Source organism: Streptomyces sp. NPDC007896 (assembly GCF_042959425.1).
Classification (GTDB): Bacteria; Actinomycetota; Actinomycetes; order Streptomycetales; family Streptomycetaceae; genus Streptomyces.
The window spans coordinates 68,257-89,887 of the sequence record NZ_JBIBKX010000025.1 but is presented as its reverse complement, the minus strand read 5'-3'; the positions used below and the strand labels follow the sequence as shown (position 1 = coordinate 89,887).

Annotated in this window: 21 protein-coding genes; 17 read left to right on the top strand and 4 right to left on the bottom strand. The window is 68.7% G+C overall.

The genetic code is table 11. The features are described 5' to 3' along the window. Positions 1 to 3: 3 nt before the first annotated feature. The 8 genes from ACFZDJ_RS48700 to ACFZDJ_RS48665 all read left to right on the top strand — a co-directional run bounded on the left by ACFZDJ_RS48700 (position 4) and on the right by ACFZDJ_RS48665 (position 8,516). The gene (locus ACFZDJ_RS48700; protein ID WP_391069274.1) at positions 4 to 963 is read left to right on the top strand and encodes an ornithine cyclodeaminase family protein; all 960 of its coding nucleotides are present in this window, start codon (positions 4 to 6) and stop codon (positions 961 to 963) included. Positions 964 to 1,116: 153 nt separating this feature from the next. After that, the gene (locus tag ACFZDJ_RS48695; RefSeq protein WP_391069271.1) at positions 1,117 to 2,085 is read left to right on the top strand and encodes a pyridoxal-phosphate dependent enzyme; all 969 of its coding nucleotides are present in this window, start codon (positions 1,117 to 1,119) and stop codon (positions 2,083 to 2,085) included. A 414-nt stretch (positions 2,086 to 2,499) separates the two neighbouring features. Then, positions 2,500 to 3,696 carry an exo-beta-N-acetylmuramidase NamZ domain-containing protein gene (locus tag ACFZDJ_RS48690; RefSeq protein WP_391069269.1) on the top strand — a complete coding sequence of 399 codons (1,197 nt, stop codon included), beginning with the start codon at positions 2,500 to 2,502 and terminating at the stop codon, positions 3,694 to 3,696. Positions 3,697 to 3,813: 117 nt separating this feature from the next. Then, positions 3,814 to 4,794 (top strand): GNAT family N-acetyltransferase, encoded by a 981-nt coding sequence (locus ACFZDJ_RS48685; protein ID WP_391069266.1) that lies wholly within the window; start codon positions 3,814 to 3,816, stop codon positions 4,792 to 4,794. Then, positions 4,791 to 6,131, top strand: a complete 1,341-nt coding sequence (locus ACFZDJ_RS48680) for an extracellular solute-binding protein (RefSeq protein WP_391069264.1) — start codon at positions 4,791 to 4,793, stop codon at positions 6,129 to 6,131. Before ACFZDJ_RS48685 ends, ACFZDJ_RS48680 begins: the two co-directional genes overlap by 4 nt. Then, positions 6,125 to 7,099, top strand: coding sequence for an ABC transporter permease subunit (locus ACFZDJ_RS48675; RefSeq protein ID WP_391069262.1), 975 nt, complete (start codon positions 6,125 to 6,127; stop codon positions 7,097 to 7,099). The genes ACFZDJ_RS48680 and ACFZDJ_RS48675 overlap by 7 nt, the downstream gene beginning before the upstream one ends. Then, positions 7,096 to 7,965, top strand: a complete 870-nt coding sequence (locus ACFZDJ_RS48670; RefSeq protein WP_385377771.1) for a carbohydrate ABC transporter permease — start codon at positions 7,096 to 7,098, stop codon at positions 7,963 to 7,965. Before ACFZDJ_RS48675 ends, ACFZDJ_RS48670 begins: the two co-directional genes overlap by 4 nt. Then, positions 7,962 to 8,516, top strand: coding sequence for an ester cyclase (locus ACFZDJ_RS48665; protein WP_390939704.1), 555 nt, complete (start codon positions 7,962 to 7,964; stop codon positions 8,514 to 8,516). The genes ACFZDJ_RS48670 and ACFZDJ_RS48665 overlap by 4 nt, the downstream gene beginning before the upstream one ends. Before the next feature lie 65 nt (positions 8,517 to 8,581). Here ACFZDJ_RS48665 and ACFZDJ_RS48660 read toward each other — a convergent pair whose 3' ends face one another. Beyond that, on the bottom strand, positions 8,582 to 9,544 hold the full coding sequence (locus tag ACFZDJ_RS48660) for an SDR family NAD(P)-dependent oxidoreductase (protein WP_391069259.1): 963 nt from the start codon (positions 9,542 to 9,544) through the stop codon (positions 8,582 to 8,584). A 56-nt stretch (positions 9,545 to 9,600) separates the two neighbouring features. On the opposite strand from ACFZDJ_RS48660, the gene ACFZDJ_RS48655 reads away from it, so the two are divergent. Then, positions 9,601 to 9,765, top strand: a complete 165-nt coding sequence (locus ACFZDJ_RS48655; RefSeq protein WP_391069256.1) for a hypothetical protein — start codon at positions 9,601 to 9,603, stop codon at positions 9,763 to 9,765. Positions 9,766 to 10,077: 312 nt separating this feature from the next. Here the strand turns inward: ACFZDJ_RS48655 and ACFZDJ_RS48650 are convergent, their stop codons facing one another. Next, entirely contained in the window at positions 10,078 to 10,629 is a 552-nt protein-coding gene (locus ACFZDJ_RS48650; RefSeq protein WP_391069253.1) for a TetR family transcriptional regulator, read from the bottom strand. Between the two features lie 131 nt (positions 10,630 to 10,760). After that, positions 10,761 to 11,867 (bottom strand): alkene reductase, encoded by a 1,107-nt coding sequence (locus ACFZDJ_RS48645; protein ID WP_391069250.1) that lies wholly within the window; start codon positions 11,865 to 11,867, stop codon positions 10,761 to 10,763. 390 nt (positions 11,868 to 12,257) lie between these two features. On the opposite strand from ACFZDJ_RS48645, the gene ACFZDJ_RS48640 reads away from it, so the two are divergent. From ACFZDJ_RS48640 to ACFZDJ_RS48615, 6 genes are all read left to right on the top strand, one after another. Beyond that, on the top strand, positions 12,258 to 12,575 hold the full coding sequence (locus tag ACFZDJ_RS48640; RefSeq protein WP_391069247.1) for a hypothetical protein: 318 nt from the start codon (positions 12,258 to 12,260) through the stop codon (positions 12,573 to 12,575). A gap of 14 nt (positions 12,576 to 12,589) precedes the next feature. Next, on the top strand, positions 12,590 to 13,387 hold the full coding sequence (locus ACFZDJ_RS48635; RefSeq protein WP_391069244.1) for a SpoIIE family protein phosphatase: 798 nt from the start codon (positions 12,590 to 12,592) through the stop codon (positions 13,385 to 13,387). 144 nt (positions 13,388 to 13,531) lie between these two features. Next, positions 13,532 to 14,821, top strand: a complete 1,290-nt coding sequence (locus tag ACFZDJ_RS48630) for an acyl-CoA dehydrogenase family protein (protein WP_391069241.1) — start codon at positions 13,532 to 13,534, stop codon at positions 14,819 to 14,821. Between the two features lie 82 nt (positions 14,822 to 14,903). Next, positions 14,904 to 16,118 carry a CoA transferase gene (locus ACFZDJ_RS48625; protein WP_391069238.1) on the top strand — a complete coding sequence of 405 codons (1,215 nt, stop codon included), beginning with the start codon at positions 14,904 to 14,906 and terminating at the stop codon, positions 16,116 to 16,118. Positions 16,119 to 16,182: 64 nt separating this feature from the next. Continuing rightward, on the top strand, positions 16,183 to 16,962 hold the full coding sequence (locus ACFZDJ_RS48620; protein WP_391069235.1) for a crotonase/enoyl-CoA hydratase family protein: 780 nt from the start codon (positions 16,183 to 16,185) through the stop codon (positions 16,960 to 16,962). A 210-nt stretch (positions 16,963 to 17,172) separates the two neighbouring features. Continuing rightward, positions 17,173 to 18,672, top strand: coding sequence for a long-chain-fatty-acid--CoA ligase (locus tag ACFZDJ_RS48615; protein ID WP_391069232.1), 1,500 nt, complete (start codon positions 17,173 to 17,175; stop codon positions 18,670 to 18,672). Between the two features lie 283 nt (positions 18,673 to 18,955). Here ACFZDJ_RS48615 and ACFZDJ_RS48610 read toward each other — a convergent pair whose 3' ends face one another. Beyond that, the gene (locus ACFZDJ_RS48610; protein WP_391069229.1) at positions 18,956 to 19,543 is read right to left on the bottom strand and encodes a TetR family transcriptional regulator; all 588 of its coding nucleotides are present in this window, start codon (positions 19,541 to 19,543) and stop codon (positions 18,956 to 18,958) included. Between the two features lie 99 nt (positions 19,544 to 19,642). On the opposite strand from ACFZDJ_RS48610, the gene ACFZDJ_RS48605 reads away from it, so the two are divergent. Both ACFZDJ_RS48605 and ACFZDJ_RS48600 read left to right on the top strand, forming a co-directional pair. Continuing rightward, on the top strand, positions 19,643 to 20,626 hold the full coding sequence (locus tag ACFZDJ_RS48605) for an aldo/keto reductase (protein WP_390939679.1): 984 nt from the start codon (positions 19,643 to 19,645) through the stop codon (positions 20,624 to 20,626). 99 nt (positions 20,627 to 20,725) lie between these two features. Continuing rightward, positions 20,726 to 21,619, top strand: a complete 894-nt coding sequence (locus ACFZDJ_RS48600) for an MBL fold metallo-hydrolase (protein WP_391069227.1) — start codon at positions 20,726 to 20,728, stop codon at positions 21,617 to 21,619. Positions 21,620 to 21,631 lie beyond the last annotated feature (12 nt).

Below are 21,631 nucleotides of genomic sequence, written 5' to 3'. Positions count from 1 at the left end.
GTCGTGCGTTTCATATCCGAGGCCGAGTCCGCCGCCCTCATCAGCGAAGAGCTCGCCTTCACCGCTGTGCGGGAGGCGCTGATCGCCGCGGCCGAGGGGGCCGACTCCTTTCCCACCGTGCTGGGACACGGGTCGGATTCCGAGAACCGATTCACCGTCAAATCGGCCGCGTCGCGGGAACTCGCCGGGGTGAAGATCGGCAGCTACTGGCCGGGCAACGCGGACCGGGGCATCCCCCGGCACAACTCGATCGTCCTGCTCTTCGACCAGACCGTCGGCCGGATCGCCGCCACGATCGAGGCCGGAACGGTGAACGCCTACCGCACGGCCGCGGCCGACGCCGTCGCCGCCGACGCACTGGCGCGTGCCGACGCGTCGACGCTGGCAGTCTTCGGGACGGGGCACCAGGCACTGTACGAATGTGCCGCCGTGAGCAAGGTCCGTCCTTTTGACACGATCCACGTCGTCGCCCGGTCCGCCGAGCGCGGTGAGCGGTTCCTCGCCGAACTCTCCCGCAAGGGCCTCTACGGCCGGCTCACGACGGCGCGCGAGGCGTGTCTCGACGCCGATGTCATCGTGACCGCCACCACCGCACGCTCCCCCCTCTTCGACGCGGACTGGATCAGGCCGGGAACTCACATCGCCAGCATGGGCTCGGACGCGCACGGGAAACAGGAACTTCCGCCCACGCTGCTGAAAAAGGCCCGCCTGTTCTGCGACCTGCCCACCCAGTCAGTGGCCATCGGCGAGTTCCAGAACATCGCGGACCTCGTCGCCGACGGCACCCTGCGACTCGACGCGCTCGGCGACGTCCTGACCGGCAAGGCCGAGGGGCGGTGTACACCCGAGGACATCACCGTGTTCGACAGTTCCGGCATCGCGCTGCAGGACCTCTGCGTAGCGACGGCGCTGCTGAACGCGGTCCCGAACGCCCCAGAGGCGTGCACTGACAGCAGCGGATGACACCCGCGCAGCGTCTGAAGCTGTTCCGCAGTCTCGCTGAGCGCGGCGTCTCCCGCGCCTCCGCGACTACCTCGCCGACTTGAGAGCCAGGTCCACCGCGTCCGTCACGGACGGCATGCAGCCCGCCAACACCACCCCGGATGGAGCACAGGCATGACCAACACCCCGCCAGTAGCCCTGGATGACGTCCGCGACGCCGCCGCGCAGATCAAAGGCGTCGCGCACCGCACCCCCGTACTGCGCTCCCGCACCCTGGACGAACTCGTCGGCGCGGAGGTCCACCTCAAGTGCGAGAACTTCCAGCGCATCGGCGCGTTCAAGTTCCGCGGCGCCTACAACGCCGCCTCCCGACTGTCACCGGAGCAGCTGGCCAAGGGCATCGCTTCCTACTCGTCGGGCAACCACGCCCAGGCCGTCGCCCTCGCCGCGCGGGAACTGGGCACCAGGGCAGTGATCCTCATGCCGGAGGACGCCCCGCAGTCCAAGGTGGACGCCACCGCCGGCTACGGCGCGCAGATCGTCACCTATGACCGCTACACCGGTGACCGGGACGCCATCGGCCAGGCCCTGGCCGCCGAACACGGCATGGCGCTCATCCCGCCTTACGATCACCCGCACGTCATCGCCGGGCAGGGTACCGCGACGCTGGAACTGATCGAGGAGTCCGGTGAACTCGGCGCGCTGGTGGTCCCGGTCGGCGGTGGTGGCCTGATCGCCGGCAGTGCCACCGCTGCCAAAGGTCTCCACGGCGGGATCCGGGTGATCGGAGTCGAGCCGGTGGCCGGAGACGACACCAAGCGGTCCCTGGAGGCGGGCAAGCGCGTCTCCATCCCCGTGCCGCGAACAATCGCCGACGGTCAGGCGATCGAGATTCCCGGCGAGCTGACCTTCTCCATCAACCAGCGACTCGTCGACGAAATCGCCCTGGTCACCGACGATCAGATCCGTGACGCCATGCGGCTGGCCTTCGAACGCCTGAAGATCGTCATCGAGCCCAGCGGCGCCACCGCACTTGCCGCCCTGATCGCCGGCCACATCGACCAGCTCCCGCCCCGGGTCGGCCTGATCATCTCTGGCGGCAACATCAACGCGCAGCGCTTCGCCGAACTGTGCGCAGAATGACCAGGCCATCCACCCGTGAGCCGCAAGGCGACCTCCCGGCCTCGGCCAACGCCGTTGATCGGCTCGCGGTCCAGCTACGGGGCCGTTCGGCGAGGCCGGCGAACGCGTGACGGCGTCAGGTAAGTGACGCTCCGTCACGCTTCACGCATCTCTTGCCTGCACCAGATTCAGGGAGCGCAGGGCGCGTCCGGCTCCACGTGCGGCCCGCGGTTCGGGCCCGAGGAGGGGCACCACTCACAGCTTCCCCTCCGAGGCGCTCCGGCGCTCCTCGCACCGCCGCACTGCCCCGGCCGCCGCAAGGGATCCCGCGGCCGCCCTTGACGCGAACCGGTGGCAAATCATGGCAATATTCCGGGACATGCAAGTATATTTCCGACGACTGCCCCGAGATGTCACCGCCAGACGGGCCAAAGGGTGAGCAGGGACGACCGCGTCGCGGTGTCGACCGGGATCGCCCGACTGCACGCGTCGCCCGGACTTGCCGGGCCCGGCCGCCTCGGGCTGGTGACCAACCACACCGGCGTCCTCCCCGACCTGCGCCCCGCCGCGCCCGCGCTGCTCGACGCCGGCGCGCGGCTGATCGCCCTGTTCGGTCCCGAGCACGGGCTGCACGGGACCGGTCAGGCCGGCGAGAGCGAGGCCGCCCAGGCGGACCCCACCACCGGCCTGCCGGTCCACGACACATACCGGTGCAGCGGCGAGCGCCTCGACAAACTGCTGGTCGACAGCGGCGTCGACGCCCTCGTGTACGACCTGCAGGACATCGGGGCCAGGTTCTACACCTACGTGTGGACCATGTTTGACCTGATGGTCTCGGCGGCCCGTACAGGCGTACGGTTCGTGGTCGCCGACCGGCCGAATCCCCTCGGTGGACTCGTCAGCGAGGGCCCTCTGCTCGACCCGGCGTGGGCCAGCTTCGTCGGGCGCGCCGCGGTACCCGTCCGCCACGGCCTCACCTGCGGCGAACTCGCCCGGCATCTCAACAACTCGTCCGTGCCCCAATTGGCGAGCAGCGCCGCTGACTTGACGGTGATCGAGGCTGCCGGCTGGCAGCGCGCCATGGACGCGGAGGCCACCGGCCTGCCGTGGGTCGCGCCCTCGCCGAACATCCCGACGCCGGCCACTGCCACGCTCTACCCCGGCACCTGCCTGTTCGAGGGGACGAACCTCTCGGAGGGCCGTGGTACCACGCAGCCCTTCGAGATCGTCGGGGCCCCGTACATCGACGCGCGGTTCGCACCCTCGCTCGCCGAGCTCGCCCTGCCTGGAGTGCACTTCCGTGATCTGCGGTACGTACCGACCTTCCACAAACACGCCGGACGGCCGCTGCGCGGGGTCCAGCTCCACATCACCGATCGCAAGGTGTTCGCGCCCGTACGTACCGCCGTCGCGATGCTCGCCACGCTGCGGCGGCTGTACCCGGACGACTTCGACTGGCGCACCGCGGACGGCGACGTGGAGGGGACCGGCCACCGTCACTTCATCGACCTGCTGTGGGGGTCCGACCGGTTGCGGCGCGCCGTAGACGCGGGCGACGATCCGCTGCCGCTGTGCGATCCGCCGGCGCCGCCCGGCCGGTGGGCCGGCGACGACGTACTGCTCTACTCCTGAGACCTCCTGGTCCGCCGCCGCGACGCGTTGCCCGTCGCCGATGCCGCGGGCGACGTTCGACGCCGCCCGCGAGCTGCGTATGGAAGGACAACCCCATTGATGACGACAACCCCGTCGATGACCGATCGCACAACGACATCCCGGGTCGAGGTTCGTGGCTTTCGCGCCGGCGACGGCCCGCGGTTGGTGGAGGCGTGGCGCCGAAGTGCGCCGGCCGACGCCATCACTCCGGACCGCTTCCGCACGCTGGTGCTGCTCGACGCCAACTTCGATCCGGAGGGGCTTCGGGTCGCCGTCGACGGCGACCGTGTCGTCGGCGCGGCCTACGCGGTGCGCCGTCTGACGCCGATGACCGGGACCGACCTGGAGCCGGAGCAGGGCTGGATCCCGTTCTTCTTCGTCGACCCGGCCGTCCGTGGGCGCGGCCTCGGCCGCCGGCTGCTGACCGAGGCCCTCGACTGGCTGCACAGCCACGGCCGCACCCGGGTGGACTTCTCCTCGTACACGCCGAACTACGTCCTCCCCGGCCTGGACGCCGAGGCATACCCGGAAGCGGCCGGACTGCTTGAGTCCCTGGGCTTTCGCACTCTGTACGAGGCGGCGGCGATGGACCGCGGCCTGGTCGGCTATCGCATCCCGGAGGATGTCGCGTGCCGCTTGGACGAACTGACGGCGCAGGGCTACCGCTTCGCCACCCCGTGCGACGACGACCTGGTGGACCTGTTCGCGCTCGCCGGGAACCACTTCGGCCCGGACTGGGCGTGCACGATCCGGCAGTGCCTGGCCGCGGGCACGCCGCACGACCGGATCGTCGTCGCCCGGGACCCCTCGGGCCGCCTGGTCGGCTGGGCGATGCACGGCACGTTCGATTCGGTGGACGAGCGGTTCGGGCCGTTCGGCGTGCTGGAGGAGATGCGCGGCACCGGACTCGGCAAGGTCCTGCTCCACCTCGTCCTGGAGCGGATGCGGGCGCGCCGTGCGCACTCCGCGTGGTTCCTGTGGACCGGCGAGCAGTCCCCGGCGGGCCACCTGTACCGCAAGAGCGGTTTCACCACGACCCGGGTGTTTCGCGTGCTGCGCCGTGAGGCCGCCCGATGACGCCGTCACACCGCACCGGCGGCCTGAGCCGCCGTCACTTCGCGCTCGCGCTCTCCTCGGCGCTGCTCGCGTCCGGATGCGCCGCGCCGTACCAGGGCACCGGGCAGCCCGGGGATCCGATCGTCCTCACCCTGCTCTCCCACTACGCGAGCGGGGAGCTCAAGGAGGCACTGCAGGGCCCGGTCGACGAGTGGAACGCCACTCATGACCGGGTCAAGGTGCGGACGAAGGCCGTCGAGTTCACGGACCTGCTGACCACGTTCATGGTCCGGCAGGCCGCGGGCCAGGGCGCCGACATCCTCCACCCGTACTGCCTGTGGAACGGTCAGCTCGTCCAGGCCGGCGTCCTGCGGCCCGCTCCGTCCGAGCACGCCGAGGAGATCAGGCGCGGCTACGGCGAGGCCACGGTCGGCGCGTCGTCGGTGGGGGGCAAGGTCTATGGCTACCCCACCGAGGTGCAGACGTACGCCCTTTACTACAACAAGCGGCTGCTGCGCGAGGCCGGTATCGAGGGCCCTCCGCGCACCTGGCGGGAGCTGGAGGAGGCGGCCTACCGGACCGCCAAGCGGGACCGGTACGGCAACACGCTGGTCCAGGGGTTCGGGCTGTCGACCTACGACGACTCCACCACCGTCGGCCAGACGCTCGCCCTGCTCAACGCCGCCGGCGGAACGTTCGTCTCCGCTGACGGCAGAAGCACCGCCATCGACTCGCCGGCCGGCCGGGCCGTGTTCGATCTGGAGCACCGCCTCGTCGTCAAAGGTGCGAGCGCCCCCGGCGTCAACGTCTACAAGGCGTTCCAGTCCGGGCAGGTGGCCATGGTGGTCAGCGCCGGCTGGTGGACCGGAAGCCTCAAGACCCAGATGGGCCATGACTACCACGACGTCGGCGTCGCGCCGCTGCCCGTCCCTGAGGCGGACGACAAGCTCGCCACGCTCTCCACCGGCTTCATGCTGGGGGTCAACGCGACCAGTAAGTACCCGCGCGAGGCCTGGGAGTTCCTGCGCTGGCTCAACACCGAGAAGGTGCGCGTGAAGAGCGCCAAGAAGGGTGCGACGGCGACCCGGATGAGCTCCCTGCAGGTGTCGGTCGGCTCCCTGAGCGGCCGCGCCGACGACATGCGGACACTCCTGAGCGAGGGCGGCGATCCGAACCTGCGCCCGTTCCTGGACGCGCTGGCGTACGCGGTGCCGGAGCCGAACGTGCCGGGCGCGCAGCAGGCCAAGTCGCTGCTGCGCAAGAACATCGAGGCGTTGTGGACGGGTCAGCAGTCGGTCGACGAGTCACTGCGCACCATCCGCCGTCAGGTCGATCAGGAGGTGTCGCGGTCATGGTGAACGCCTTGGCACCGGAGACGACCGAGCGGGTGCACAGCCCGCGGGACGCCGGGTCCACCGGGTCCGCCATCGACGGCCGCCGCCGGACCCGGCCCCGGCGCCGCCAGGCCCTCGTCGCCTATCTCTTCCTGGCGCCGACGTTGCTGTTCTTCGCGGTCTTTCTGATCCTGCCGCTCGGCTTCGCGCTGCTGCTGTCCATGTCTCGCTGGGCCGGGTTCGACCTCGGCGACATCGATCCGGTCGGGCTGGACAACTTCACCGGCCTCTTCGTGGACGGATCGACGTTCCTGGCGCCGATCCTCACCAATACGCTGCTGTTCGCCCTGGGCACCGTGGCCCTCGCGCTCGCCGGCTCCGTGCTCGTCGCCACCTGCATCGACAAGCTGCGGTTCCAGGGGCTGTGGCGCACCCTGTACTTCCTGCCGATCGTCACGACCGTCGTCGCCATCGGCAACGTATGGAAGTACATGTACGAGCCGGGCGGCCTCGTCAACGGCGTCCTCAACACCCTCGGGCTCGGCTCGGTGACGTTCCTCCAGGACCCGGACACCGCGTTGCCCTCGGTCGTGGTCGTACAGGCCTGGGCCTCGGTCGGCACGGCGATCCTCATCCTGACCGCCGGGCTGAAGTCCATTCCCGAGTCGTACTACGAGGCCGCCGCGCTCGACGGGGCCGGCCCCGTCACCGTCTTCTGGAAGATCACACTGCCGCTGCTGCGGCCGTCCCTGCTGTTCGTGTGCATCACCCAGTTCATCACCGGCCTGCAGTCGTTCGCGCTGATCATCGTGATGACCAAGGGCGGCCCGGGTGACGCGACCAATGTGGCCGCGCTGGAGATGTACCGGCAGGCCTTCTCGTACGGCGGCTGGGGCACCGCGAGCGCCGCCGCCTTCGTGCTGTTCGTGGTGGTCCTCGTGGTCACCCTGGTGCAGTTGTGGATCTTCCGGCGCAAGGGGGAGGACGCATGATCCGCCGCCGTTTCCCGTGGTTCTCGTATCTGGTGGTCGTGACCGGCGCCGTACTCACGGTGGTGCCGTTCCTCGACATGGTGATGACGTCCTTCAAAGGGCCCGGCGAGTCCGGCACGCTGCCGTACCGGTTCCTTCCCGAGGCCTTCGACCTGTCCAACTACCGGGCGGCGATCGACCAGCTCAACCTGCCGGTGCTCTTCCGCAACAGCGTGATCGCCACCGCCGTGATCACCGGATCGGTGCTGCTCACGTCGTCGCTCGCCGGCTACGCGCTCGCCAAACTCCGCTTCCCCGGACGGCACTTCATCTTCCGCCTTGTGCTGTCGACCATGATGTTCCCCCCGTTCCTCTTCTTCATCCCGCACTTCCTGATCCTGGTGCACTGGCCGCTGGCGGGCGGCAACGACCTGTTCGGGCGCGGCGGCGCGGGCCTGACCGTCAGCATCACGGCGCTCGCCATGCCGTTCCTCGTCAACGGATTCGGGATCTTCCTGATGCGCCAGTTCATGGTCTCGATCCCGGACGAGGTCCTCGAGGCCGCGCGCATCGACGGCGCCGGCGAGTTCGCCGTGTGGTGGCGGATCGTGGTGCCGCAGACCAAGCCGGTCATGGTAACGCTCGGACTGCTGACCTTCGTCGACGCCTGGAACGAGTACATCTGGGCGCTGCTCGTCTCGACCGCCAACCCGGACGTGATGACCCTGCCCGTCGGCATCCAACTCCTGCAGGACTACGTCGACCCGACCCGCACGATGCCCATCGTCATGGCCGGCCTCGTCCTGAGCATCCTGCCGGTCCTGATCCTCTTCCTGCTGCTGCAGAAGTACTACATCCGCGGCGTCATGCTCAGCGGCCTCAAGTGAAGAGCGCATCCGCCGACCCCCTGGCCGCCCTCCCCGGCGTCGGCAGGCCGCCTCAGGTCGCCAGACCTATCGTGGAGGGGAGGAAGGGGCGACTGCACATCCTCGATGTGTACGCCCAGGGCTGCAACGTCAAGGAGCGCGTCATGTCGCGCAGCAGCAACGCCGCCGTCCTGGAGGGCTTCGGATCAGCGGTGAACACTGACCACCTCGGCGAGCTCGAGGAATACGTGGCGCCCGACTCTGTGGACCACGACCCGGCCCCAGGACAGGTTCCGGGACCGGAAGGTTATGAGGAAATGTTCGCCACGATGAGGCGGGCCTTCCCCGATCTGCACATCGAGGTCGAGCACGTCATGGCCACCGACGACGAAATCGCGTTCGCATACACCATCACGGGCACACATCTCGGTGAACTGATGGGGCACAGTGCGACCGGAAAGACGGTGAGTTACCGGGGCATGCAGATCAGCCGGTTCGCCGACGGGAAGATGGTCGAGCGCTGGGGTAGCAGCGATGAGCTCGGCATGCTGCGGCAGCTCGGTCTCACCTGATCACCGCACGTCCATCCGTAGACGAACCTCGCACCCAAGAGCTCGTGCGCGTCACCCAGTTCGGCTCACCACCGGCGGGTCGGGGGGTTGTGCGGTCGGCCTCCACTCGGGCCGAGCCGACTCTCCCATCCGGTCGTTGGCTCCCAGGGGCGGGCGCATCGCGCCTGTGGCGGAACCGGTTGCGCGATCCCGCCGGGGCCACCGCGTTCGCGCCGGTCAGACCTTCCGGGCATGTCCTGCGGGTCGAACTGACCCGCTGTGATCTGGGCGAAGTCGGCCTCGATGTCGTCTTCGGAGGAGAAGTCGACCGCGTCGTCGTGCCAGCGGTAGGTCGAATCGGCCATGCGATCGTTGAAGCCGGTGTCGTAGGGGCCGGGGTTGATGGTCTGGACGGTGATTCCGGTGGGCGCGAGCTCGTCGCGCAGGGTCGCGGCGATGGCTTCGAGTGCGTGCTTGCCGGCGCACTGGACCGCGCCAAGACGGTAGGTGTGTTCCGGCGGAACGTAGCTGTCCTCGGCGGTGTGCCAGAGGAAGAACGGAGGCGACGACGGAGTCACCAGCGCGTCCAGTGAGGTTGCGCGGCGCAGGTCCGGCGAGGCGTCCTCACCGAGCAGGATCATCCGTGAAGGCCGGTAGGTCTCGGTCTCCATCGACGTGATCGCATGGCCGAGGACCGCGAACTGTACGGATGCGTCCTTGGCGGCATCCGGGGCGAGCGCGGCGAGGCCCGCGAGGTGTCCGCCCGCTGAGAAGCCGATCACTCCGACGTGTTCGGCCCCGTGGTGCCGAAGCCTGCGGATATCCGTCCGCAGGGCCTCGAGCGGCGCGGGATGCCGCGCGTGCAGTGGGTACCGGAAGACACTCGATTCCACACCCAGCCCGTTGAGCCAGTCGACGATCGGCTCCGCTTCGTTCGGGGCATGAGTGGCACAGCCCCCTCCCGGCAGGACGATCACATGGGTTGCTTCGGCTGGGTCCTCGAAGGTGGCATTGACGGCCGACCGCGCCGTCGGTGGCGAACTGTTCACGACAGATCTCCCGGTTCCGCGTTCATGGGACAGCTCGGTTCTGAGGGGTTGCCCGATTGAGCGACCCGGAGTTCGGTGACGAAGGCGGTGATGTGCGAGGCGACCTCGTCGGGGACTTCCAGCGGCGAGAGGTGACCGGCAACAAACACGCCCTGGCCAAGGAGCTCGCCGAGACGATCACGCGGGCGCCCTCGACCGCGAGCAGCAGCTCGGACTTGTGAAGGAGATTTCCGCCCTCATCGCCGAGGCAGCCGGAGACGCCTCCCTCGCGGGGCGCACCTGGGTGGCCCTGACCGAGGCGGTTCCAGGCGGCTGGGGAATCGGCGGGCACGCCTACACCAACGAGGAGATCGTGCAGACCGTCAGACCTACATTGGAGGTCAGACCTACGGCGACGACTTCCCCGAGGAGCGCTGAGACCCACTACGGGTGCGCGCGGCGGCAACTCCCGGCGCACCCCGTGTCAGCCTGGGTCGGCGGGTTTCCCTGCGGTACGGCCCCACAGCCTCACTTGATCTGAATCATGATCTGAATCAAGCGGAGCGGTCGCAGAGTTCGTCGACGTACGCGCGCGCGTCCACCTCGGGCAGCGTCCAGGGCAGGAAGATGGCCCTGTAGATGATGGGCGCCACCAGCAGGTCGATGACCTGGTCGCCGCTGAAGGTGCTGCCGGGCCGTGCGGCGAAACCGACTGCTTCTGCCCGCCGGTCCCGCAGGCAATCCGACTCGTTCTCACCGGCCGCGGCGGCCCCACCGCGCAAGAGGGAGGCGTTCACCGAGATGCTGTAGTGACTGATCAGCTCCTGTGCCCATGTGGTCAGATCGGCACGCAGGTCTCCGGTGTCGGGAAGACCGCGGTCCGGGTCGAGCCGGTAGGTCGCCAGGTCGTTGATCATGGTCCGCGCGTCGCCCCACCGGCGGTAGATACTCGAGTGATTCACTCCCGCACGCTCGGCGACCATCGGGATGGTGACGGCGTCACTGCCCCGTTCGGCAATCAGTTCCTCGACGGCCTTCCTGATGGACGCCAGCACCAGGGCACTGCGGCCGCCGGTGCGCCGCCGCGGAGACGATTCTGCAACCATGCCCTCCACTATAACGCACAAGACTTTGCATTAAGTCTCCTTTGCGTCACGCGCCCTCTCAGTCGCCTTGCCGGTCAGGCCGAGTCGCTCGCATCCGAGGCCGCCCGGCCTGGCCATGGTTCCGCCCTGCTTCACCCCTCCAGCAGCGGGTAATCGGTGTAGCCGGCGGCATCCGGACCGTAGAAGAGGTCCCTCTTCGGTTCGGCGAGCGGCGCATGAGAGGCGATCCGGGCCGGCAGATCCGGGTTGGCGATGAACGGCTGCCCGTACGCGACCAGATCCGCCAGGCCGTCGTCCAGAATCGCGTTCCCTCGGTGCTGGTCGAACCCGACGTTCGCCATGATGGTGCCTTGATAGATCTTCCGGAAGTGCCGGAACATGCCGTCGCCGGCCAGCTCCTCCAACGGTCCTCCGGTGGGGTCGACCATCATCCCCATGAGCAGGAGATGTGACAGTTCATAGTCGTTGAGCCGTCCGAGCACGTACTCGCTCTCAGCCAGCGCCTCGACCCCGGAGACGAATTCTCCCGTCTCGGACCAGGCAGGTCCGGCTTTCACACCGACGCGCCGAAGGTCGACGAACTCGCCGACGGCCTCGATGATCTCGAAGAGGAAGCGAGCGCGGTTCTCGATCGAGCCGCCGTAGCGGTCCGTGCGCACATTGGTGCGGGGATTCAGGAACTGGCTGATCAGGTAGTTGAAGCCTGCCTGCAGCTGCACACCGTCGAATCCCGCCGCCATGGCGTTGCGAGCCGCCGTCGCATAGTCGGCGACCGTCCGACGGAGGTCGTGAGCCGACATCGCCCGGGGCTCCACGGTGGGCTTGCGGCCAGTCGACGTCGGGGCCAGCAGCCCCGGGTTGACGGCCGAGGGCGCAAGAGGCGGGCGGCCGTCGAAGAAGTCGGGGTGAGAGGCGGACCCGGTGTGCCACAGCTGAGCGAAGATGACCCCACCTGCGAGGTGGACCGCGTCTGTCACCTGCTTCCACTGGGCGACCTGCTCATCGGTGAACAGCCCCGGAACGTCATGCCATCCGACCGCGTCGCGGCTGATCCACACACCCTCGGAGATGATCAGACCAGCTGACGCCCGCTGAGCGTAGTACTCGGCATGCAGATCAGTGGGCAGGAGGTCGCGATTGCGTGCACGACTCCGCGTCAACGGGGCCATGACCAGGCGGTTCGTCAGAGAGACGTCGCGCATCCGATAGGGCAGAAGCAAGGACTGTGTCGAACTCATATTTGGCTCCTGACGCAAGGGCGGGACAGGAAGATCCCGGGGGAGGCGATCGGCGGCATCTCGTGCGGCGCCACATCGACCCTTAAGGCACGGGCATGTGCTTTAGCTCGATCGTAACACTCATCCACCCTAAAGCAAATATCTGTGCCACAAGGTGGCCTCTGCCGCGGCTTCATCGACCGATAGCCGCCGGGCCGACCCGCGGGGTCGACCTGGACGGCTACGCATGGGGGACCGCACCGCGACTCAACCGCTCGAAGCGAATCAGAGAGGCTGGTACGAGCTTCAACCGCGAGCTCGTGTTCCGCGCCCAATGGCTGTCGTGCCCCGCACCCTTAGCGTCGTGTTCACGGATGCGATCCGATCGCACGCACCCACAAGGAGCGAAAGATGAACGCGACTTCGTCCGTGGACACCCCAGAGCTGTCACCCCTTGAGGTTCCCGACGTGCCCCGAGGCCCGCCCGCCCAGCACGCTGTCGACATTGCAGTCCGCTACCGGCCCGCACGATCACAGGCCACAGGCGACTGGATCGACATCATCGCGCTGCCTGAGAATCGCGTGGGTTTGACCATCGGCCGCATTGCGGGCTCCGGCCCACATACCCGGGCCGCGATCCCCCTGCTCACCTGCCTGTATGCGATCTACGACCCGGTCTCCCGGCACTGCGTGGTGGCCGGGCCGGGCATCGGCCGCCCGCCGTCATAAGCCCCGATGGCCAGGTGGACTTCCCCGATGCGCCCGCCGGGCCACCCCTCGGCCTGGGTAGCGGGCCCTTCGCCACTGCGGAGTGGGAGGTGGCCGAGGACAGCCAACTGGTGCTGTACGGCCACGGTCTGATGGAACGTCGAGTAACGGGCGCCGATGCCGGTTTCGCGCTGCCGCGCGGGGCCCTGAGCCGAGCTGCCGCCCGAACCGACGCCGTGGGCCCGGAGGAGACCTGCGCGGCCGTGCTCGACGCACTGCCCCCAGTCCGCCCCCGTGGCGCCGTCGCGCTGCTGGTCGCCCGTACCCGCGGCATGTCACCTGATCAGGTCGCGGACTGGGATGTGCCCGCAGGGCCGGCAGCGGTGGCGGACCTGCGCACCGCGGTCACGCACCGGCTTGCGCATTCGGGCCTGGACGACCTTGCCCTCACGACCGAGTTCATCCTCAGCGAGCTGGTCAACAACGCCATCCGCTGTACCACTGACCCCATCCACCTTCGGCTGCTTTGTGACCACACCCTTACGTGTGAAGCGTTCGACTCGAGCTCCGCATCCCGCCCATCCGCGTCAAGCGTCCACCACGGACGAGGACGGACGCGGCCTCCTGCTTGTCGCCCGGCTCGCCGAGCGTTCACACGGCAGCCGGACAGGCCCTCGCGACCCCTGCCCGGATTGACGAGGGACCAGTCTCCTCGCGTCGACCTTGGCGCGGATACGCCGTTGCAGACTCCGGCCTATCCGCCTCGAGCTGTTGTTCTCACGCGTGCGGCACGACGGCGCCGCGGCCCTCACCGAGCCGTGCTGCGAGGCTGACGGCCAGGGAACGTCTGACTAGTCGGTACAAGAACACCAAATTGTCAAGAAATGTGGTACTCCGCGCCCAGTGGCTACACCTCTGCTTCCTCCTAGCGTCGTACGTACTGACGCCATCGGATCCCCGATCTGAAGGAGCAGAACATGAAGGCGACACAGAGTTCAGCGGTCGACCCGGGCCAGGCCGTGCCGCCCGGCGCTTCCCCGAGCGGCAACGGAGAACGGTCCGGGGTGGAGCCGCCGGTACTGGGCGGACCGGAGCACTCCGACTACTACCTGCTGGACAACCTGCTCACCGACGAGCAACGGGCCCTGCGGAAGAAGGTCCGCGCGTTCATGGACCAGGAGGTCACTCCGATCATCAACCCGTATTGGGAGCGGGCCGAGTTCCCCTTCGAGCTGGTGCCCAAACTGGCGCAGCTGGACATCGCGGGCTTTCAGATCGCCGGCCACGGCTGCCCCGGGATGAGCAACCAGACGGCCGGCCTGGTGATCCTCGAACTGGCCCGGGGCGATCTGAGCATCTCGACGTTCATGGGGGTCCACTCGGCCCTGGCCATGACGTCGATCGGACTGCTCGGCTCCGAGGAGCAGAAGCAGCGCTTCCTGCCGCCCATGGCGCGCCTGGAGAAGATCGGAGCCTTCGGCCTGACCGAGCCCGCGCACGGCACGGACGTGGTCAAGCTGGAGGCGACCGCGCGCCGGGACGGTGATTCCTACGTCCTCAACGGCTACAAGAGGTGGATCGGCAACACGAGCTTCGCCGACTACGTGATCATCTGGGCCCGTGGCGACGACGGGCATGTGGGCGGCTACGTGGTCGAGAAGGGCACACCCGGGTTCGACGCCCAGGTCATCAAGGGCAAGACGGCTCTGCGCTGTGTCCAGAACGCACAGATCTCCCTCTCCGACGTCCGGGTGCCCGCCGAGAACCGGCTGGCGAACGTGAACACCTTCCGCGACACCGAGAAGGTCCTGCTGGCCTCGCGCTTCTGCGTCGCCTGGGAGTCGATCGGCGCCGCCATCGCGGGCTACGAGACGGCTCTGGCCTACGCCAAGCAGCGCAAGCAGTTCGGGATGCCGCTGGCCGCCTTCCAGCTCATCCAGTACCGGCTCTCCCGGATGCTGGCGGACATCACCGACATGCTGTGCATGCAGTTCCGGCTCAGCCAACTCCTGGACGAGGGCGAATACTCGATGCCCCGGGTCGCGCTGGCCAAGATGCACTACACCGAACGGGCCCGGGCCATCCTCGCCGACGCCCGCGACATGCTCGGCGGCAACGGCATCCTTCTCGACTACCACGTCGCCCGGCACCTGTGCGACATCGAGGCGATCGACACGTATGAGGGCACCGACACCGTCCAGGCCCTGATCGTCGGCCGCGACATCACCGGCTACAACGCCTTCGTGCCCGTGGCGCCGAGCCACTGACCCCGGCGTGCATCGCGGCGCCCCGTGACAGCGGGTCAGCCCCGGGCGCCGCGCGCGACCCCACCGAGGACAAGGAGTAGTCATGAGCAACACGCCCCTCCTGGAGGGACTGCACGTCGTCGATCTCGCGAGCTTCATCGCCGGGCCCGCCGCGGCCACCGTCCTCGGTGACTTCGGCGCCGACGTCGTCAAGGTGGAACCACCTCACGTGGGCGACGCATACCGTTCGCTCAGCCGCATCCCTCCCAACCCCCAGGTCGAGGGGGTCAACTACCCCTGGCAGCTGGACAACCGCAACAAGCGCAGCATCGCGCTCAACCTCAAGTCGCCCGGCGCCCGGCCCGTGCTCGAGAGTCTGGTGCGGTGGGCCGATGTGCTGATCACCAACTTCCCGCCGCATACGCGCGAGAAGCTGGGCCTGGACTACGACGCTCTTGCCCCGCTCAATCCCCGGCTCATCTACGCCGATGTCACCGGCTTCGGCGAGGAAGGCCCGGATGCGCATCTGCCCGGCTTCGACGTGACGGCGTACTGGGCGCGCAGCGGCCTGATGGACCTCACACGCCAAAGGGACGTGCCGCCGGCCACGAACGCGTTCGGATCGGGCGATCACTGCACGGCGATCACCCTGTTCGCCGGGATCATGACCGCGCTGTACCGGCGGGAGAAGACCGGTCAGGGGGCACGGGTGACGGCCTCGCTGCTCGCCGAAGGAGCCTGGGCGGCGAGCATGTGGCTGCAGGCCGTACTGGTCGGGGCGAAGCCCCCCCGCCCCATCGACCGGTCCGACCCGCCCAACGCACTCGTGAACATGTACCGCACGGCGGACGACCGCTGGATCGTCCTCGGCTTCGCCAACGAGAACAAGCAGGTCCCGCTCTTCCTCAAGGCCATCGGTCATCCCGAGGCAGTGGAGAACCCGCACTACGCCGACACCCCGAGCCGCCGCGCCCACGCCGCCGAGATCGTCGCCGTGCTGGACAAGACATTCGCGACTCGCTCCCTGGCCGAGTGGCGCGAGGTGCTCGACGCCGCGGGCCTCACGTACGGAGTCGTCCAGACGCTCGAAGAGTGCGCCCAGGACCCCCAACTCCTCGCCAACCGGGTGTTCGTGCCGATCGACGACGGCAGCGACAACCCGCACCTGACCATCGACAGTCCCGTCCAACTGGACCAGGAACAGAAGGTCCGTCCGGGCCCTGCCCCCGATCTGGGCGAACACACCGAGTCCGTACTCCACGACCTCGGCTTCGACGCCGCCGGAATCGAGGAGCTGCGCAAGGCCGCCGTCGTCTGAAGCCACAGCTCAGCAGACGCTCAGCAGCAGCTCAGCAGCGCGACGGAAGAAGGGAAACATCATCATGACTACGGCCAATGACACGCCGACCGTACGAACTGAGGAAACCGACGGCATCTTCGTGATCACGATCGACCGGCCGCAGGCCCGCAACGCCATCAACGGGGCCACCGCCAGAGCCCTGGCGGCTGCCGTCGACCATCTGGAGTCCCGCGACGACCTCCTGGTCGGCATCCTCACCGGTGCCGGCGGCGTCTTCAGCGCCGGCATGGACCTCAAGGCCTTCGCGGCCGGAGACAAGCCCATCGTCGAAGGACGGGGCTTCGCCGGCATCACCCGCGCCCGGATCAGGACCCCGCTCATCGCCGCCGTCGAGGGCTACGCGCTGGGCGGCGGGACCGAGATGGCGCTCGCCTGCGACATGATCGTGGCCGCACGGAACGCCACGTTCGGGCAGACCGAGGTCCACTACGGCATCGTGCCGCCCGAAGGGGGCATGGTGCGCCTGCCCGAGCGCATCCCGCGCAACATCGCCCTGGAGCTTCTGCTGACCGGCGAGCCTCTGCCCGCCGAGCGCGCCGAGCGGTTGGGCCTGGTCAACCACCTCACCGAACCGGGCCAGGCTCTGCAACGGGCCCTGGAACTGGCCACCAGCATCGCGCACAACGCTCCCCTGGCCGTAGCAGCCGTCAAACGCGTCGTCAACGAACGACGGGTGTTCAGCGACCAGGAAGCCTTCGTCGAGCAGGACCGCATCGTCGCACCGGTGATGGCGTCCCACGACGCGCAGGAAGGCGCCCACGCCTTCGCGGAAAGGCGCTCACCACACTGGCAAGGCCGCTGACTGCAGCCCCGGCTCCGCCATCGCGATGACCTTGCCGCGCCGTGGGGCTGCCGCCGGACAGCGGACGGCAAGGTCGTCTGGACGGCACAAGATCTGCCCCGTCCTGTCGAGGGCGAGAGCGACGCGGCATCCCTCCCGATCCCGCTGGGGCTGCGCGGCCGAAAGACCCAGAAAGCCGAAAGACCCGGAAAGTCGAGGAGAGGAGCTGGCATGAACCTCGCATCCCACGTGGTGAGCAGCGCCCGGACTCATCCGGATCGCGCCGCGCTCCGTCTCGAGGACGCCGCCGTGTCCTATCGCACGCTCGACCAAGGCAGCGCCCGCATGGCCGGACTGCTCCACAACCGTGGCGTGAAGCCCGGGGACCGAGTGGCGATCATGCTGCCCAACGTGCCCGAGTTCGCCCTCGCGTACTACGGCGTACTCCGGTCCGGCGGCATCGTCGTCCCGATGAACCCCCTGCTCAAGTCCCGCGAGGTCGCCTACTACCTCGACGACTCGGGCGCCCGGCTCCTGTTCGCCTGGCGCACCTTCGCCGACGAGGCCCGAACCGGTGCGCAGCAGGCCGAGGCCGAGGTGGTCGTCGTCAGTCCCGGCGCATTCGACTCTCTGCTTGCGTCCGCCCCCTCCGTCGAGGACCTGGCCGACCGGCACGAGGACGACACCGCGGTGATTCTCTACACCTCGGGAACGACCGGTCAGCCGAAGGGTGCCGAACTGACCCACGGCAACCTCACCCGCAACTGCGACATCGTGGCCAACGAACTGCTCCGGCTCACCGCCGACGACGTGATCTTCGGCGGGCTGCCACTCTTCCACGCGTTCGGACAGACCTGCACCCTCAACGCCGCCGTCGCCACCGGCGCGTGCCTCACGCTGCTGCCGCGCTTCGACGCCGGGAAGGCACTGGGAATCCTCGGCGAGCACGGGGTGACCGTCTTCGCCGGGGTGCCGACGGTGTTCGGCAGGCTGGTGCGGCAGCCCGACCGGGACGCCTACCCCGTCCCCCGGCTGCGCCTGTCCCTCACCGGCGGCGCGGCGATGCCGGTCCAGGTGCTGCACGACTTCCAGGCCGCGTTCGACTGCGTCGTGCTCGAAGGCTACGGACTGTCGGAGACCTCGCCTGTCGCCTCGTTCAACACCGTGCAGGCCGGACCCAAGCCCGGTTCGGTCGGCATCCCGATCCGGGGCGTCGAGATGCGGGTGGTCGACAACAACACGGAGGTGCCGCACGGGGAAAGCGGCGAGATCGCGATCCGCGGGCACAACGTGATGAAGCGGTATTGGCAACGCCCCGAGGAGACCGCCGCCGCGATCCGGGACGGTTGGTTGCACACCGGCGACATCGGCCGGGTCGACCAGGACGGGTACTTCTGGATCATCGGACGGACGAAGGACGTGATCATTCGGGGCGGCTACAACGTGTACCCCCGCGAAGTCGAAGATGTGCTGTACGAGCATCCGGCGGTCGCCGACGCCGCGGTCATCGGCCTCCCCAGCTCCGATCTTGGTGAGGAGGTCGGCGCGGCGGTCGTTCTCAAGCCGGGCGCCCGCACGACAGCCGAGGAACTGCGTGAATACGTCAAGCATCAGGTCGCCGCCTACAAGTATCCGCGAAAGGTATGGATCACGGACGCGCTGCCGAAGGGACCGACCGGCAAGATCCTCAAGCGGCAGATCGCCCCGCCGCCCGAGGTGGACAGACGATGAGACGACTGGGCCGGGGCGGGTCTGCGATCTGCCCGACGTCCGAGCCGGTGCCTTCCTCGCTCACGGAGCAGGGAATCGCCGGAGGTGCCGTTGATCTCCCGGCGCAGGCCGCCCCCGCGGGATCGGCGAGGCCGCGACTGCCGTTGGTACACAGCTCGCATGAGCACGGGTCAGCGGAAACGGCCGAGGGCGAGGCACGTTCCCGTCTTGAGAGAGGCAGACCCTCCGTACGCCGGGCGTGCGTGCCCCATGAGCACGCCGGGCATGCGTGCCCCTGAGGCCGCTACTCGCCGGCGGCCTTCGGCTCGCTCATCCGGCGGGCGGCCTCGACGACTGCCGAGCGGTGCGCGGCCAGCCGCTGCGGCGACCAGGACCGGCTGACCTCCTCCGGACCGACGTCCTCGGCGGCCCAGAACCACGCCTGGGCCGCTGCGAGAACCATGATCAGGAGATCGGCGGGCTCCATCCCCGGGGCGAGCTCGCCACGCTGCTGCGCATCGGCCACTTCGGTCGCTTTGCGCCCGAAGGCGTCCGGTTCGAGTCCGGTGGCGGAGGGGCGCTCCAGCAGTTTCCATAGGCGTAGGCGCATCAGGTCCGGCCGGGCGACAAGGTGGTCGAAGATCGCGCCCGCGTATCCGGGCAGGTCCTCGACGTCGAACGGCACCGACTCCGCTCCCGCCGTCATCGCCCGTCGCAACACCTCGTCGAACAACTGCTCCTTGTTGCCGAAGTAGGCATAGATCAGTCGCTTGTTCGCCCCCGCGGCTTCCGCGATGCGGTCCACTCGGGCACCGGCGATGCCGTAGGCGGCGAATTCGGCGAAGGCGGCGTCGAGCAGCCGGGCCTTGGTGGCGCTGGAGTCCCGTGGCATACGCGTCACCCTAGCAAGTAACTATCTAGTTATTGACACGGGCGACCCTGCGGGCCTACGGTGATGTATCTATCCAGTTAGTTACGGAGAGGAACCCTCATGGAACACCGCGCACTGGGCAGCCAGGGCCTGACCGTCGGAGCCCAAGGCCTCGGCTGCATGGGTATGAGCGCGTTCTACGGCGCCACCGACGAGGCCGAGTCGCTGGCCACCATCGACCGCGCGCTGGAACTCGGTGTCACTCTGCTGGACACCGCCGAGAGTTACGGCCCCTTCATCAATGAGCAGCTTCTCGGCAAGGCGCTTGCGGGGCGCCGGGGTGTCGCCGTGGTCGCCACCAAGACCGGCGTCGAGATCACCGACGACGGCCGCGCGCTCGGCCTCAACGGCCGGCCCGAGTACGTCCGCCGGGCCCTCGAACGCTCGCTGCGGCACCTGGGCACCGACCACGTCGACCTGTACTACCTGCACCGCATCGACCCCAACGTGCCCATCGAGGAGACCGTCGGGGCGCTGGCCGAGCTGGTCGCCGAGGGCAAGGTCGGCCACATCGGCCTGAGCGAGGCCTCCGCGCAGACCATCCGGCGTGCCCACGCCGTCCACCCGCTCGCCGCCGTCCAGACCGAGTACTCCCTCTTCGAGCGCGGCATCGAGCACAACGGCGTCTTCGAGACCCTGCGGGAGCTCGGGATCGGCCTGGTCGCCTACTCCCCGCTGGGGCGCGGCTTCCTGTCCGGTGCGATCACCAGCCCCGACGACTTCGCCGAGGACGACTGGCGCCGGACCGACCCCCGGTTCCAGGGCGAGAACTTCGACCGCAACCTGGACGTCGTCCGCGAGGTCCGTCGCATCGCGGCCGACAAGAACGTCACACCCTCCCAGCTGGCGCTCGCCTGGGTCCAGCATCAGGGCGCGATCGCCATTCCCGGCACCAAGCGCCGCCGCTACCTGGAGGAGAACGTCGCCGCGACCGAGGTGACTCTCAGCGCCGACGACATCGCCGCGATCGAGGCGGTCGCCCCGCACGGCGTGGTCACCGGCGACCGCTACGCACCCGAGCTGATGGGGACGCTCAACGGCTGAGGCGCCGCCCGGCGCCTCACAAAATCCCATCGCGGGGCCAGAAGACCCCCGCCCCTCCCCCACGCAATTCCCAAGCCCCCACGTCTCGAAAGGCCCCCCATGCCCCAGCCGGCCGTACGGTCCCGCATCACCATCGGCGGAACGACGATCACCTATCTCCCCGACGGTTTCGGCGCGCACAATCCAGACGTCCTGTTCCCGGGCGTGGACTGGACGACGCACCCCGGGTTCCTCGAAGACGGGCAGCTCATCCTCTCGTTCGGCTCCTTCCTGATACGCGCAGGGGACCAGAGGATTCTCGTGGATCTGGCCGTAGGGAAGATCGACGTGGACGTACCCGGCGTCGCTCAACTCAAAGGCGGTTCGCTTCTGCGGAACCTCGCCGAGGAAGGACTGTCCGCCGACGACATCGACACGGTGGTGTACACCCATCTGCACCTCGATCACGTCGGCTGGACCAGCGATGTCGCGCCGCTCCCGAACGCGCCCACGACGGACTCACCCACGCGCCTCACCTTCGCCCGGGCACGCCATCTCATGTCGGAGGACGAGTGGCAGTACTGGTCGACCAGGACGGCGACCATGGGCGGACCGGACGCCGAGGCAGTGCTCAAGCCGCTCGACGGCGTCGTCGAGTTCGTCGGGAGCGGCGACAGCATCGCGCCCGGCGTGACCGTCGAGGCCACACCCGGGCACACGCCCGGACACCTGGCGATCGTCGTGCGGGATCCGTCGGGTGGCAGCACCGAATCGGCGTACATCGTGGGAGACGTCCTTCACTCCCCGGCTCAGGTCGGCGACCCCGATCTGGTGTTCTCCTCCGACGTCGCTCCGGACCAGGCGCGAGCGGTGCGCGACCAGGTGCTCCAGCGGCCGGACACCGTGATCGCCGCCGGGCACTTCACGGACAACGTGTTCGGCCGTGTCACGTCGGTGGGCGACACGCACGCGTGGGCCCCTGTCGGCGAGGCGCCGACCACGATCGGCAAGTGAGCCACACCCACC

What these genes read in the sequence shown, in the direction of transcription:
- ACFZDJ_RS48695 (WP_391069271.1), top strand. Translation starts at nt 1,117, where the DNA reads ATGACCAACACCCCGCCAGTAGCCCTGGATGACGTCCGCGACGCCGCC.
- ACFZDJ_RS48685 (WP_391069266.1), top strand. Translation starts at nt 3,814, where the DNA reads ATGACCGATCGCACAACGACATCCCGGGTCGAGGTTCGTGGCTTTCGC.
- ACFZDJ_RS48680 (WP_391069264.1), top strand. Translation starts at nt 4,791, where the DNA reads ATGACGCCGTCACACCGCACCGGCGGCCTGAGCCGCCGTCACTTCGCG.
- ACFZDJ_RS48675 (WP_391069262.1), top strand. Translation starts at nt 6,125, where the DNA reads ATGGTGAACGCCTTGGCACCGGAGACGACCGAGCGGGTGCACAGCCCG.
- ACFZDJ_RS48670 (WP_385377771.1), top strand. Translation starts at nt 7,096, where the DNA reads ATGATCCGCCGCCGTTTCCCGTGGTTCTCGTATCTGGTGGTCGTGACC.
- ACFZDJ_RS48650 (WP_391069253.1), bottom strand. Translation starts at nt 10,629, where the DNA reads ATGGTTGCAGAATCGTCTCCGCGGCGGCGCACCGGCGGCCGCAGTGCC.
- ACFZDJ_RS48645 (WP_391069250.1), bottom strand. Translation starts at nt 11,867, where the DNA reads ATGAGTTCGACACAGTCCTTGCTTCTGCCCTATCGGATGCGCGACGTC.
- ACFZDJ_RS48640 (WP_391069247.1), top strand. Translation starts at nt 12,258, where the DNA reads ATGAACGCGACTTCGTCCGTGGACACCCCAGAGCTGTCACCCCTTGAG.
- ACFZDJ_RS48630 (WP_391069241.1), top strand. Translation starts at nt 13,532, where the DNA reads ATGAAGGCGACACAGAGTTCAGCGGTCGACCCGGGCCAGGCCGTGCCG.
- ACFZDJ_RS48625 (WP_391069238.1), top strand. Translation starts at nt 14,904, where the DNA reads ATGAGCAACACGCCCCTCCTGGAGGGACTGCACGTCGTCGATCTCGCG.
- ACFZDJ_RS48620 (WP_391069235.1), top strand. Translation starts at nt 16,183, where the DNA reads ATGACTACGGCCAATGACACGCCGACCGTACGAACTGAGGAAACCGAC.
- ACFZDJ_RS48615 (WP_391069232.1), top strand. Translation starts at nt 17,173, where the DNA reads ATGAACCTCGCATCCCACGTGGTGAGCAGCGCCCGGACTCATCCGGAT.
- ACFZDJ_RS48610 (WP_391069229.1), bottom strand. Translation starts at nt 19,543, where the DNA reads ATGCCACGGGACTCCAGCGCCACCAAGGCCCGGCTGCTCGACGCCGCC.
- ACFZDJ_RS48605 (WP_390939679.1), top strand. Translation starts at nt 19,643, where the DNA reads ATGGAACACCGCGCACTGGGCAGCCAGGGCCTGACCGTCGGAGCCCAA.
- ACFZDJ_RS48600 (WP_391069227.1), top strand. Translation starts at nt 20,726, where the DNA reads ATGCCCCAGCCGGCCGTACGGTCCCGCATCACCATCGGCGGAACGACG.